Source organism: Bacillus infantis, from assembly GCF_008180445.1.
Taxonomy (GTDB): domain Bacteria; phylum Bacillota; class Bacilli; order Bacillales; family Cytobacillaceae; genus Bacillus_AB; species Bacillus_AB infantis_B.
Genome location: NZ_VTER01000002.1, coordinates 53,578 through 66,060 on the forward strand (window position 1 = coordinate 53,578; position 12,483 = coordinate 66,060).

Sequence of the window (12,483 nt, forward strand, 5' to 3'; positions counted from 1 at the left end):
GCATAAGGGGTTCGGTTTAGCAGCTATGCAAGAAATGCTGAAGGTTGGCTTTAATGAATTAGGCTTAAATAAGATTTGGCTAAGGGTAGAAGTGGATAATGAAAAAGCGATTAAGTCATATAGCCGAGCAGGATATCAAGAAGAAGGTATCCTGAGGCAGGATAGATTGAGAAATGGAGAATTTGTTGACCGTCTGAGGATGAGCATTCTTAAAGATGAATTCTTCGGGGAACAGGGCATTTAGTTAAGGTTAGCAAAAACCACGGGAGGATATCAAATGACCGTAACATTATCGCTTTGTCCTTATGAAGATAAAACGGTTCTATCTAATCTGATTCAGTTATATCGTTATGACAGCAGTGAGTTTGAGGGCCATATTTTAAGTCAGCATGGTTTATATTCATATAAATACCTGGACCATCAATGGACAGAAGAGTACCGACGTCCATTTATCGTTAAAGTTGATGGGGAAATAGCAGGGTTCGTATTAGTCATCCTTGATGTACCAAGAGATTTCACTAAATTAATAGTCATCCTTGATGTACCAAGAGATTTCACTAAATTAAGCAACAGGGAAAAAACAAACGTAATAAGCGATTTTTTCATCATGCGAAAGTTTAGAGGTAGAGGCATTGGCAGGCATGTTGCTTTTTCTATATTCGAACAGTTTAAAGGTGCTTGGGAAGTGAGGCAAACCTCTGAAAATAAACCTGCATATGCTTTTTGGAAAAAGGTGATTGCTGAGTTTACACAAGATTCTTCTTACCATGAGGAAATATTGGAAAGCAATCTTTGGAACGGACCAGTTATGGTGTTTCAATCTAATTAGAATAATAGATGTAATAAGGTTCATATTTGATACACCCAGCAGTTTAGGTGAAGAAGCATATGAGTGTCTAAAGTGTAAAAGAAAAATCTCAGGATCAAATCCCTGAGATTTTTTTTCGTGAGTGAACGATTCGACGATCGTAATCGTATTAAAAGTAAAAAAACAATTGGGGTGGAGAAGAAAATGAATGAACTGTTAAATGCAATCCCATGGGAAGTGGTTGCGCCCATTCTTGTCTTGCAGCTAATACTGATGGTTGCCGCATTAGTTTCCTGCATTAGAGAAGAAAAAACGAACGGACCAAAATGGCTGTGGATCCTTATTATTCTCTTGATCAACATCATAGGACCAGTGCTTTATTTTGTGGTTGGAAGGAGAAATGATTGATGGATTTATTAAAGGCAAGCGATTTAGTGAAAAGATACGGAAACACGAGTGCTGTTAAAGGAATCAATTTTCATATTGAAGAAGGCAGGTGCGTGTCATTACTTGGACCTAATGGAGCAGGAAAAACAACGACATTGAAAATGCTATCTGGATTGCTGAAACCGACTTCAGGCAGCATTGATTTTAAAGGGGAGAAAGCAAAGGATTTAAGGCAGTTCATTGGGTATTTACCTCAATATCCTGCTTTCTTTAATTGGATGAGCGGAAAGGAATTTCTTGTTTTCACAGGCCAATTAGCAAAGCTGACTCGGAAAGAAGCGGAGAAAAGAAGTGAAGAATTACTTGAACGGGTGGGTTTGACGGATGCGAAGAAAAGAAGAATTAGGGGGTATTCCGGCGGAATGAAGCAGCGCCTTGGATTGGCACAGGCACTCATTCACCGTCCAAGCCTGCTTATCTTAGATGAGCCTGTTTCAGCACTCGACCCCCTTGGGAGGCGGGAGGTATTGGACATGATGAGGGAGATTAAAGAGGAAACCACCATTCTCTTCTCAACGCATGTCCTTCACGATGCAGAAGAAATAAGTGACGACATTCTCATCATGCATGCAGGGGAAATTGCGGTATCAGGCAGCCTGGGAAGTGTAATGGCAGAGTCTCGGCAGCCTATTATACAAGTTGAATTCGAATCACAGGCAGCCGAATGGCTTAAGAGCATAGCAGGTTATGGCTTTGTATCTGAAGTGAACATCCAGGGTAATAAATCCAGCATTGTATTAAATGATATGGTAAATGGGAAGCAAACATTATTGAAAGATATCGTGGACAGAAAACTTCCGATCCGAAAGTTCGAGGTTTCCCAGACGACATTAGAGGATTTATTTTTGAAAGTGGTGAAGTCATGACACAATGGACTGTTCTTTATCGTAAGGAAATGCTGGAAATGAAGCGGAATTATAAAATTTTATGGATTCCCATTGTCTTTATTTTGCTGGGTGTGATGCAGCCGGTCAGTTCATACTATATGCCGGAAATTTTAGATACCTTTGGCGGTCTTCCAGAAGGTACAATCCTGGAAATGCCTGTTCCAACTGGTGGAGAAGTATTAATGGCGGTTCTATCCAATTATGGGATGCTTGGTGTACTTATTCTTGTATTGAGTGCAATGGGTATCGTATCTGCAGAAAGACAGAGCGGGGCAGCGGGTATGGTGATGATTAAACCAGTTCCTTATTCCTCGTATATATTATCGAAATGGGCCGGATTACTGACAATTACACTTTTTTCCTTGTTTATCGGATATGCAGCTTCCTGGTATTATACGAAGATACTCATTGGAACAGTCGCTGTAGGTCAGGTATTTCAAAGTGCCGCGATTTACAGCATATGGTTAGTTTTTGTTGTTACACTGACGCTGTTTTTCAGCACGATCATGAAAGGAAATGCAGGCATCGCTTTTGTCACTATTTTAGTGGTTTTTGCCATTTCGGCGGTTACAAGCTTACTGGATAAGTATATGAAATGGAGTCCGGCTGCAATGACAGAGCACACAGGACAGGTCCTGCTGTCAGGAGAACTGGATTCCAGTTTCCTGCCGGCTTTCATTACAACTATTGCAATTATTATCGTCGTTCTCATCTTATCCATACAAATCTTTAAGCGCAAAGAGCTTTTGGAATGAGCCAAGGGGACAGGTCCCTTGGCTCGTTTTGAGGTTGTGGGCCATGGGGTCTGTCCCGGGGGCCTGTGAAACTATAAATAGCTTGTTTAAATCAGCTGCCAATATGGCAGCTTTTATTATTTAACAAACACAGGGCAGGAGAGTTTAGCCTTAAAATCGAACTCATTAATAGGGTTGCTATATATAGAAGTGGTGGGGAATGATGGATTGGTGTGCTTATGACTACAAGTACAGTTCTTTTAAATGGATACGAAATAGTTAACGGATTTTTGGCTTTCATATATTTCACAATAGGTGGCATACTCATGTTTTTATTTAGAAATAAAAGTAAAAAAAGCATTTGGGAATAACTTTATTCTTGGGGCGGCATAAAGGCTGAGCTTTATTAAGGTGAATATATCTAAATTTTAAAGTTCTTGCAGGTCAAACAGATGTTCTTGTCGAAGCTAGACATATGAAATTCAATTATTTGGGGGCGGAAACGATGGCAGAGGTTTTGTTGTTACACCATGTTGTAGGCCGAACGAAGGGGATTGAAGCAATCGCCGATCAACTGAGAGATGCGGGGCATACGGTTCACGTGCCGGATTTATTTGACGGGCGCGTGTTTACCTCGCTGGAGGAAGGCTTGGCATTTGTGAAGGAAATCGGATTTGAAGAAGTGACGGCGCGCGGCGTTCGGGCAGCCAGCGAGCTTTCACGTAATCTTGTCTATGCCGGTTTTTCACTCGGTGTCCCGGCAGCACAGCAGCTCGCTCAAACTCGTGAAGGTGCTAGAGGGGCACTGTTTTTTCATGCATGCCTTCCGACCTCAGTGTTCGAATCAGGGTGGCCGTCCGGCTTGCCTGTGCAAGTTCACGCCATGAGTGCAGATCCTTTCTTCGTTGAAGACGGTGACATCGACGCGGCCCGTGAGCTTGTGGCTTCGGCTGATCATGCTGAACTTTTTCTGTACGAAGGAAGGGAACATCTATTCACCGACAGCAGCTTACCGTCTTACGATGCTGTCGCGACGAAACTTGTGATCAAGAGGGTTCTCGACTTTCTCGCATAGTTGCTAACAAAAAAATCACCAGAGCTTGAGCTAGCTGCCAAACCAGGCAGCTTTTCTTATTTGGCTATAGAGCTGGTTAGTTGAATAACAAATAGATGCAAGGAATTATATGAATTGATGTAGAACTACATATTTTAAACTGAACTATTTAGTTAGTCTAAAAAATCAAGGGACTATAAGAGGAGGGAATAGCTGATGGATTTGAAATATCCAATTGGCAATTTTCATTACGATGGTGAGATTACTAACAGCGTTACAAGGGATTGGATATATGAAATTGAAATTTTACCAAGATTGCTGCGGGATGCTGTAAAGGACTTAGATGATGAACAGCTTGATACACCTTATCGTTCAGGCGGGTGGACTGTTCGGCAAGTCATACATCACCTTGCAGATAGTCATATGAATGCCTGCGTGCGCTTTAAATTGGCTCTTACAGAAAAAACACCTATCATTAAACCATATGATGAAACGAAGTGGGCGGAACTGTCTGATTATAATCTGCCAATTGATATGTCATTAACTTTGCTCGAAGCACTGCACAAACGTTGGACAGACCTTTTGCGGAGCCTAAGTCCAGCTGATTTAGAAAAGACGTTTATCCACCCAGACTCTGGTGAAGTTACAGTAGGTAAAAATATAGGAATATACGCTTGGCACGGGCGCCACCATCTTGCACATATTACGTCTTTGTGTAATCGTGAGGGCTGGTAATGGAAAAATAAGCATGGCAGGTACTGATGCAGGGGTGTAAGCAGCGTCTTAATCGACTTGAAGAATCCTAAATAAAGGTTAATAATTGCCAAAGGATGGCTGAAGAAGGATAGTTTTTATGCTGGTTATCAAAAGGAGGATAAATGATGGTTTTATACCAAAGGCCAAGAAAAATAATATTAGATTTGGCAGTTACTTTAGATGGATTTATTGAAGGGCCAAAAGGAGAAGTGGACTGGTGCATAATGGATCCTGATATGGACTTCAATAACTTCTTAAATGAAATCGATACTATCTTATATGGAAGAAAAAGTTATGATTTATGGGGTCAGTATATACCCGATACTGAAGTATCTGATACTGAAAAAGAAGCTTGGGAATTAATCCACAGTAAAAAGAAATACGTGTTTTCAAGAGCACTAAATAATTCCGAAAATAACGTTATATTTATAAATGAAGATATTAAGGAAGAAATAATCAAATTAAAGAACGAGCCTGGGAAAGACATTTGGCTCTATGGCGGGGCAAGTCTAATAACAACCTTTATAAACCTAAAGCTTGTAGATAAATTTAGATTGTCTGTTCATCCTGTTGTTCTGGGAGAAGGAAAAACCCTTTTTACTGACATTAAGCAACGGGTAAATCTAAAACTTGCTGAAACGAAAAAGTTTTCTTCCGGGGTAGTTCAACTATGTTATCAGCTTGATGAGTAAGCCAAGGGGACAGGTCCCTTGGCACGTTTTGAGGTTGTGGGCCATGGGGTCTGTCCCGGGGGCCTTTTTATTTTACAAACACAGGGCAGGAGAGTTTAGCCTTAAAATCGAACTCATAAATAGGATTACTATAAATAGAAGTGGACGGGGATGAATGCGATGGAGAATACCTTTATATTTTATCGTGATTCTAATCTTTTCTTATCTATTATTTAATTTGGTGGAGGAAATGGAGTCGTGGTAAAAAATGATTAGATTTATATTTAGATGGATTGGTGTGCTTATGACTACAAGTACAGTTCTTTTAATTGGATACGAATTAGTTAACGGATTTTTGGCTTTCATCTATTTCACAATAGGTGGCATTCTCATGTTTTTATTTAGAAATAAAAGTAAAAAAAGCATTTGGGAATAACTTTATTCTTGGGCTGCATCTCGGAGTTAAGTACTAACAGTCTATAAAATATCTTGAATTGAACCCAATAAGGTGGAAATTAGATGAAAAAGGCTGGATTAATATTTGGTATAGCGATAATTATTATAGCTGTGTTCTTCTTCGTAAATAAATTGCACTATCCCTCTCTTCCAATTAAGAATGTATCGGCAAAAGAAGCAATTGAAAAATTAAAAGAATCGGAAAATAAAATAGCTGAAATTGCAGTAGAAGGCGATTCTGCTTGGTATATCACAAGCAGTAAGAACAGAGGTAAATCGATTGCTGATGAAAATATAAAACAAATGATTCGTTCAAATGGATGGGAATTTAAAGAAAAAGATGGTGCTGGTCTGTTTTTTGAGAAAGACGGAAGGAGATTGATTGCCACCACTCAAATGTGGACTGGGAATTATGTTCTCGTTAAAATCCCGGCTGATTTTAAATAATCTTAAGAGGTTTTTATTAAACTATCTTGTGCGTTGAACCAGGCAGAATTAACCGCTTTTTTGTTGAACTGCTTATAAAATAATCGGGGAATTTAGCTGAATAACACAAAAGTAAATAAACAAAAGGCAGTGTTTAATGTGAAATGTTTCGGTTGTAAGTTAGCAAATAAAATGGAACCAGTTAATGTAGTTTGGGAGGATGACTATGTTTGCTGCTTCTTGGACCATGACCCATTTAACGAAGGGCATATCTTAATATTACCTAGAAAACATGTAAGGTATTTTGATGAACTCGATGAAAACACTGCCACTTCAATTATGAAGGCTGCAGGGCTTCTTTCAAAGGTAATTAAGGAAGTGTTTAATCCTGATGGTATTACCGTTTGTCAAAATGGAGGCAGTTTTGACGAACTGACTCACTTTCATATGCACATTGTACCGAGATATGAAGGACAAAACTTCGCTAACTTTTATTCAGAAAAAACTGAAGAAGTTGCAGTAGATGAAGTTGGCTTATCTAAGACAAGAAAGGTAATAATCAATGGTATAAACAGTATGTAAAAAACGAACAGGAAGTCCTATCCTTATTTGAGTGACCAGCAAGCCTTAAAATAAGAGGAGATTCTCCCGTTAGGCTGCTGAATATGGCATGGGGGGATGTAAATAAGCGGAAAATTTCCGGTTAAGAGGAGCAAAGTTGTTCATTTTCCTGTTTTTTGAGTCGATAGACGGAATTTCTCCGTCTATTTGAGCTATTTTTAGAGGTTTTTTGAAATTAGAGGGAATTCCTCCGCTTATTTTTCAACCTGTCACTGATTCCCTCATTCAGGATTGGGAAGGTCCGCTCTTTTATGCCTGGGCGGGGAAACATCGGATGCATAAGTCAAACAACCCATTAACAAAAAACACGGCCGGGCGTAAAGCCAACCGTGTTTTTTTTATTATAATACAATTTCCTGTTTTGCATTCTCACAATCTTTCAAAATGCTTAGATCATGCCCCAGCCACTTTACTGGTCTATGCCAGCCCCTCCAGCCAGCCTTCTTGCTCAGGCCCCTCTGCCAAAGGAAACTTCAGCCTGAAAACAGTCCCCCGATGTTTGATAGAAGAGACTTGAATACTGCCCCCATGCAGCTCGGCGATGGCACGGGCGATGCTCATGCCGAGGCCGGCGCCTTCTGTCTGTTCATCGGTGCTTGTGCCGCGGAAGTAGCGGTCAAAAAGGTGCCGTACTGTTTCTTCGTCCATACCTGTACCGTTGTCAGAGATGGTGACAATGGCCGATTCGCCCTGTCTGCTGACTGAGGCGGTAATGCTTGTGCCCTTTGGATTGTGCTTGATGCAGTTATAGATAAGGTTATCGAGCATCCGCTCAAACCAGCGTAAATCTGCATGTATAAATAGATCTGTACTGGCACCTTCAAAGTTAAAGGGAATATCCTCAAGGGTGCGGTCGTTGACAAATTTCAGCATGATGCCGCGCACAAGTTCATTCAGATCGGCAGGCTTCAGCTGATGGGGGAGCGACTGGTTTTTGAGCTGGAAGGCCAGGGAGAAGTCCTCGATCAGGGCCGTCATATAATCTCCTTTTTCCCTGATCATTTTGCCCATGTCCAGAAGCTCTTCTTCGGTCCAGCGGTACTGTCCGCTTTCAAGCAAATGGGCATAGCCCTGGATCGTGGAAAGGGGTGTCCGGAGATCATGGGAAATGCCGGTCATCCATTCTTCACGTGTTTTTTCAAGCCGGTCCCTTTCCTTGTCTGAGGCAGAAAGCTTTTCGGCCATTTCATAAAAGGCCCCAATCACTTCTTTATAAAGCTTGTATCTCAGCCGAACCTTCCCATTTTTCCGGAAGACTTTTTTGCGCTCTTTTTCTGTCAGCACTTCCTCGTAATTTCCGTAGCCCATCCTTTCCAGCCAGCCGGTGAACAGAAGGAGAGGCTGGCCATACCGGAAGCCATGCCAGAACGAAATGCCTATGGTCAAGGCAAGCAGGACAGCTGCGAGGATAACGATGACCCTCATTACCTCTGTAAGAAACGCAAAGCCTTCAGGCTCTGCCTCTTGCCTGGGGGTATGCATGATCCAAGTGAAATCCGATTCCGGATCATTGAAGATCGTTGTATGGGTTTCAAATTTTCCCGGTGATTTTGTCCTGACAAGCACATCGAGCGGCTTATAGTCTTCTTTTATTATTTCAGACCCGGCGGATTGGACAATTTTCCCTTCCTGGTTTACCACATGGATGGAGCCTTCCAATGGTTCTAATTCACTTTCCAGCTTCTTCAGGTTTTCATCAGAGAGCCTGCCGCTGCTGGAATACTGTGAAAACCAGCGCTGGAGGCTTTCCAGCTCATTGTTTTCATAGCCGAGCATATAAAAATAAGGATCTTTAAAAGTGGTGTCGACCTCGGAATATACATAAAACCCTTCATATTGGTTCGTTTTTTCAATCTGGAGAATCTCGCTGACCGAGTAGGAGTCAGGCAGGAGTTCAGGCGTATTTTCAGACCCGATGACCTCTCCTTCCATATCAACAACCTGCACCCAGAGATTCCGTTCTTCGAGCTGATGTTTCCAGGCATCACTGATGGTGGCCTTGTTCTCCTCAATCAGCGTATCGATCGTAATGCCTTCCAGGGCACCGGCGGGCCAATTTTGCTTCATTTCTTCTCTGTTTAAATGCATCAGCAGCACAAATAGAAGCACCAGAGAAAAAATCGCGACAAACACCATGATGGAGATGAACTGAAGAGAGAAGTGAAGGGCCAGCCTGCGCCTGAGCGACTTCATCCTTTTTTCCCCTTCACCAGCTTGTACCCCAGCCCGCGCACGGTCACAAGCAGTTCCGGATGGCTCGGATCTTTCTCGATTCTTTCCCGGATTCTCCGGATATGTACAGTAACGGTATTGTCATCGACAAAGCTGTCAAAGCCCCACACGGCTTCCAGCATCTGCGTTTTTGAGATGACGGTGTTCGGATGCTGGCACAAATACTGCAGAAGGAGAAATACCTGGGCAGGCGTCTGTACGGCCTTTCCCTCGACAATCAGGTCCCCTGCCTCTTCGTCCAGGATAAAACGCCCGAAATCATGTTTTCTGCCAGCCTCTTTTAAAGCAGGGGAAGGAGCCTGATCCCGCCGGAGCCTTGCCTTGATCCTCGCCGCGATTTCAAGCGGGTTGAAGGGCTTGGTAATATAATCGTCCCCCCCGATCGCAAATCCAGTCAGCACATCAAGGTCAGAGACACGCGCTGTTAAAAAAAGAATATAAGCATTAGAGATTTCCCTGATTTTCGGGCAGATATCGAAGCCGCTCTGTCCGGGAAGCATGACATCAAGCACGACGATATCAATGGGGTGCCGGGAAACACACTCAAGCGCCTCTTCTGCTGTATAAGCTGTATGTATAGAGCTGAATCCTTCTTTTCTCAGAACAGTCTCCATTAATTTAACAATTGATTTCTCATCATCTACTAATAAAATTTCTGCATTTTCCACTTTTGCCCACCTCGGTCATTATCGTAGCACAGAAACCTTACGAGCATATTAACAACTTTTCCAAAAGTTTATCAGAAAGTAAACTTCTGTTTCTCCCAGGGAAATAGAGGCGGATTATACTGGGGGGTAGAATATGAGCTTCCTATTGAAAGGGAAGCAGATAAGGGAGTATGAAAATGGACGGGGAAAATAAGCGGATTCACGTAATTGATGGAATGAGGGGCTTTAGCCTGTTGGGTATCCTGGCAGCTAATATGCTGATTTTTCAATACGGAATGTTTGGGAAAGATGAGATGGAGGCATTTTCACATTCAGGGCTGGATAGCTTCCTGCATGAGTTTTTGAAGGTTTTTGTTGAGAGCAGCTTCATGCCGATTTTCACTTTTTTATTCGGCTATTCATTGATCAAGCTGAAAGAGGGGCTTGAAGAAAAAGGTTTGAAATATAGAAGGCATCTGGTGCGGAGGTTTTTCCTTCTCCTCGTGTTGGGAGGCATGCACAGCGGTCTTCTATGGGAGGGCGATATTCTTTTTTCTTATGGAATCATGGGCTTCTTTCTGCTGCTCTTCCTGAACCGGAAAAAGAAAACCCTCCTTGTATGGGGAATGGTGCTGCTGATTCTTGCTTCCTTTATGGGCTATGGCATGGACTCTGCCGTCCCGGCGGATGAGGCAAAGAGGATGGATGAGTATGTCGCAGATACTATTAAAATATATGGGACAGGAACCTACAGCGAAATTTCCAATCATCGCAACAATGCCGATCCGTTCGGGATGCCGGACTCTTTTTACCTTTTCATGATGCTGGCCATGCCATTCATCACAGCGCCATTATTCCTGTTTGGCATGTATGCTGCCAGGCGCCGCTCTTTCCATGAAATCGGCCGGAATAAGAGCAGATACATGCTTTGGGGAGGCATCCTTACCGGAGCTGGAATCCTGCTGAAGGCTTCGCCGCTCATGATGCCGGGAACAGGCTGGACCGGTGTTCTGTATATGTTTGGAGGAAATATTTTATCACTCGGCTATATCTTCCTTTTTGCCTGGCTGTACGCGGTGAAAGGAAGCGCCGTCCTGTTCAGGGCTTTTGAAAGTGTAGGACGGCTTTCACTGAGCAATTATCTATTGCAGTCTGTTATCTGCACCACTGTTTTCTATGGCTATGGCCTGGGAATGTTCGGCAAGCTGGGCGTACTGGCAGGCATCCTGCTGACCGTGGCGATCTACAGCGTCCAGCTTGCAGGAAGCTATTTCTATCTAAAGCTGTTCCGTACCGGCCCGTTTGAAAAAATCATGCGGATGTGGACCTATTTTTCCTTATCCGGGAGACCTAAGACGAAGAAGGCTAAAGAAGACAGAGAAAGGCTGGCTAATGCTCAATAGTGAAAAGCCCTGGGAGGCAAACCTTCCGGGGCTTTTTGCCATGCAGGATTTTCCTGCTTGTGGGAGAATAACTCTAAGGACTGCAATTTAACAAGCAGAGGAGAGATCATATGGAGCAGGAGCTTTTGAAAATATTCGATGAGGAAGGAAAGCAGATCGGGACGGCCACCAGGAAGGATGTGCACCGGCAGGGCTTTTGGCATGAAGCTTTTCACTGCTGGTTCATTCAGCGGGAAGAGGACAAGGTTTATATATATGTACAGCTGAGAAGCAAAGAGAAAAAAGATTATCCGGACCTTCTGGATATTACGGCAGCCGGGCATCTGCTGGCTGAGGAAACCGTTGAGGATGGCGTGAGGGAGATCAAGGAGGAAATCGGGATCGATGTCGATATAGAAGAGCTTTCTCCGCTCGGAATCATTAGATATATCATTGAAAAAGAGAACTTCATTGATAAAGAAATGGCAAATGTCTTCCTCTACGAATGCACCCAGCCATTCAGCGAGTATGAGCTGCAGCAGGAGGAAGTAGCCGGTATTTACCGGATCGAATGGGACAGCTTTAAGAAGCTTTGGGAAGGCGAGGACGGCAAGGTGCAGATGGAAGGCTTTGAGATCGGCAGTGCCGGCGAGAAAGTTTATTTGGAGAAGGAAGCAGCAATCGGAGATTTCGTACCGCATGACCGATCTTACTACCAGGAAGTCATTAAAGGCATCTCGCAGCGGCTTGATTTGATGTAGCAGACCGGTCCGCTCCTCAAAACATAAATTCTCCCGAGATAGCAGACTATAGATAGATAGCATGAGGGGAGGATTGAGAGTGAAGGTATTAACGATGAAGCAGCCCTGGGCCAGCCTGTTTGCCCTGCGGGAGGCAGAATATGAAACGAGAACATGGAAAACCGCCTACAGAGGAGCATTAGCCATCCATACCAGCCAGAAAATCGATGTGAAAGCTTGCCGGCGAAAGAATGTGTCGGAGCTTCTGGGCAGGCATGGGTATTCAGAAGAAAATCTCCCTGCCGGGCAGATCATAGCAGTCTGCACCCTGGTGGATTGCTTTAAAGTCATAGATCACTCCGAGTCAGGGGCCGTGCTTGAAAATGGGCTGATTATATCCGGGCAGGAGCTCTATCTGGGCGATTACCGGATCGGCTGCTATGCCTGGCAGGTCAGCAGCATGGAAATCCTGAAAGAGGCTATCCCTGCCAAAGGCCGGCTGGGCTTGTGGGAATACCCGCTTTAGGGCGGGTTTTTCTATTTAAGGAGGAAAAGGCTGTCTAGGCGGCATTTTTAAAATACCCTATTCCTGAAAAAAGAGGTGACATCCAAAATTTTTTAA

General features: G+C 43.3%; 14 protein-coding genes and 1 pseudogene. 13 read left to right on the forward strand and 2 right to left on the reverse strand.

Going from position 1 to position 12,483, the window contains the following annotated elements:
- Position 1: 1 nt before the first annotated feature.
- The 10 genes and pseudogenes from FZD51_RS02665 to FZD51_RS02710 all read left to right on the forward strand — a co-directional run.
- Positions 2 to 244 (forward strand): annotated as a pseudogene (locus tag FZD51_RS02665) (GNAT family N-acetyltransferase); the annotation flags it as partial.
- A 33-nt stretch (positions 245 to 277) separates the two neighbouring features.
- Positions 278 to 829 carry a GNAT family N-acetyltransferase gene (locus tag FZD51_RS02670; protein ID WP_148973360.1) on the forward strand — a complete coding sequence of 184 codons (552 nt, stop codon included), beginning with the start codon at positions 278 to 280 and terminating at the stop codon, positions 827 to 829.
- A 183-nt stretch (positions 830 to 1,012) separates the two neighbouring features.
- Positions 1,013 to 1,216 carry a PLDc N-terminal domain-containing protein gene (locus FZD51_RS02675; RefSeq protein WP_148973361.1) on the forward strand — a complete coding sequence of 68 codons (204 nt, stop codon included), beginning with the start codon at positions 1,013 to 1,015 and terminating at the stop codon, positions 1,214 to 1,216.
- Positions 1,216 to 2,121 (forward strand): ABC transporter ATP-binding protein, encoded by a 906-nt coding sequence (locus FZD51_RS02680; protein WP_148973362.1) that lies wholly within the window; start codon positions 1,216 to 1,218, stop codon positions 2,119 to 2,121. The genes FZD51_RS02675 and FZD51_RS02680 overlap by 1 nt, the downstream gene beginning before the upstream one ends.
- Positions 2,118 to 2,897, forward strand: coding sequence for an ABC transporter permease (locus FZD51_RS02685; RefSeq protein ID WP_148973363.1), 780 nt, complete (start codon positions 2,118 to 2,120; stop codon positions 2,895 to 2,897). Before FZD51_RS02680 ends, FZD51_RS02685 begins: the two co-directional genes overlap by 4 nt.
- Before the next feature lie 484 nt (positions 2,898 to 3,381).
- Positions 3,382 to 3,951, forward strand: a complete 570-nt coding sequence (locus tag FZD51_RS02690) for a dienelactone hydrolase family protein (protein WP_148973364.1) — start codon at positions 3,382 to 3,384, stop codon at positions 3,949 to 3,951.
- Positions 3,952 to 4,143: 192 nt separating this feature from the next.
- Positions 4,144 to 4,665 (forward strand): YfiT family bacillithiol transferase, encoded by a 522-nt coding sequence (locus FZD51_RS02695; protein WP_187445627.1) that lies wholly within the window; start codon positions 4,144 to 4,146, stop codon positions 4,663 to 4,665.
- 146 nt (positions 4,666 to 4,811) lie between these two features.
- Positions 4,812 to 5,378 (forward strand): dihydrofolate reductase family protein, encoded by a 567-nt coding sequence (locus FZD51_RS02700; protein WP_148973690.1) that lies wholly within the window; start codon positions 4,812 to 4,814, stop codon positions 5,376 to 5,378.
- Between the two features lie 498 nt (positions 5,379 to 5,876).
- Positions 5,877 to 6,260, forward strand: a complete 384-nt coding sequence (locus FZD51_RS02705; RefSeq protein ID WP_148973366.1) for a hypothetical protein — start codon at positions 5,877 to 5,879, stop codon at positions 6,258 to 6,260.
- Positions 6,261 to 6,431: 171 nt separating this feature from the next.
- Positions 6,432 to 6,821: an HIT family protein gene (locus FZD51_RS02710; RefSeq protein ID WP_420886207.1), complete on the forward strand. Its 390-nt coding sequence runs from the start codon at positions 6,432 to 6,434 to the stop codon at positions 6,819 to 6,821.
- A gap of 456 nt (positions 6,822 to 7,277) precedes the next feature.
- On the opposite strand, the gene FZD51_RS02715 is transcribed toward FZD51_RS02710, so the two are convergent.
- Together FZD51_RS02715 and FZD51_RS02720 are read right to left on the reverse strand one after the other, a co-directional pair.
- On the reverse strand, positions 7,278 to 9,053 hold the full coding sequence (locus FZD51_RS02715; RefSeq protein WP_148973368.1) for a sensor histidine kinase: 1,776 nt from the start codon (positions 9,051 to 9,053) through the stop codon (positions 7,278 to 7,280).
- Positions 9,050 to 9,760 (reverse strand): response regulator transcription factor, encoded by a 711-nt coding sequence (locus FZD51_RS02720; protein WP_148973369.1) that lies wholly within the window; start codon positions 9,758 to 9,760, stop codon positions 9,050 to 9,052. Before FZD51_RS02720 ends, FZD51_RS02715 begins: the two co-directional genes overlap by 4 nt.
- A 176-nt stretch (positions 9,761 to 9,936) precedes the next feature.
- Between FZD51_RS02720 and FZD51_RS02725 the strand changes: the two genes are divergently transcribed.
- The 3 genes from FZD51_RS02725 to FZD51_RS02735 all read left to right on the forward strand — a co-directional run bounded on the left by FZD51_RS02725 (position 9,937) and on the right by FZD51_RS02735 (position 12,387).
- Entirely contained in the window at positions 9,937 to 11,142 is a 1,206-nt protein-coding gene (locus FZD51_RS02725) for a DUF418 domain-containing protein (protein WP_148973370.1), read from the forward strand.
- Positions 11,143 to 11,252: 110 nt separating this feature from the next.
- On the forward strand, positions 11,253 to 11,882 hold the full coding sequence (locus FZD51_RS02730) for an NUDIX hydrolase (RefSeq protein ID WP_148973371.1): 630 nt from the start codon (positions 11,253 to 11,255) through the stop codon (positions 11,880 to 11,882).
- Positions 11,883 to 11,961: 79 nt separating this feature from the next.
- Positions 11,962 to 12,387, forward strand: a complete 426-nt coding sequence (locus FZD51_RS02735; RefSeq protein WP_148973372.1) for an ASCH domain-containing protein — start codon at positions 11,962 to 11,964, stop codon at positions 12,385 to 12,387.
- Positions 12,388 to 12,483: the final 96 nt, after the last annotated feature.

Excerpts from the sequence above, each read along its gene's own strand:
- FZD51_RS02670 (WP_148973360.1), top strand. The coding sequence starts at position 278 with ATGACCGTAACATTATCGCTTTGTCCTTATGAAGATAAAACGGTTCTA.
- FZD51_RS02675 (WP_148973361.1), top strand. The coding sequence starts at position 1,013 with ATGAATGAACTGTTAAATGCAATCCCATGGGAAGTGGTTGCGCCCATT.
- FZD51_RS02680 (WP_148973362.1), top strand. The coding sequence starts at position 1,216 with ATGGATTTATTAAAGGCAAGCGATTTAGTGAAAAGATACGGAAACACG.
- FZD51_RS02685 (WP_148973363.1), top strand. The coding sequence starts at position 2,118 with ATGACACAATGGACTGTTCTTTATCGTAAGGAAATGCTGGAAATGAAG.
- FZD51_RS02690 (WP_148973364.1), top strand. The coding sequence starts at position 3,382 with ATGGCAGAGGTTTTGTTGTTACACCATGTTGTAGGCCGAACGAAGGGG.
- FZD51_RS02700 (WP_148973690.1), top strand. The coding sequence starts at position 4,812 with ATGGTTTTATACCAAAGGCCAAGAAAAATAATATTAGATTTGGCAGTT.
- FZD51_RS02705 (WP_148973366.1), top strand. The coding sequence starts at position 5,877 with ATGAAAAAGGCTGGATTAATATTTGGTATAGCGATAATTATTATAGCT.
- FZD51_RS02710 (WP_420886207.1), top strand. The coding sequence starts at position 6,432 with ATGGAACCAGTTAATGTAGTTTGGGAGGATGACTATGTTTGCTGCTTC.
- FZD51_RS02715 (WP_148973368.1), bottom strand. The coding sequence starts at position 9,053 with ATGAAGTCGCTCAGGCGCAGGCTGGCCCTTCACTTCTCTCTTCAGTTC.
- FZD51_RS02725 (WP_148973370.1), top strand. The coding sequence starts at position 9,937 with ATGGACGGGGAAAATAAGCGGATTCACGTAATTGATGGAATGAGGGGC.
- FZD51_RS02730 (WP_148973371.1), top strand. The coding sequence starts at position 11,253 with ATGGAGCAGGAGCTTTTGAAAATATTCGATGAGGAAGGAAAGCAGATC.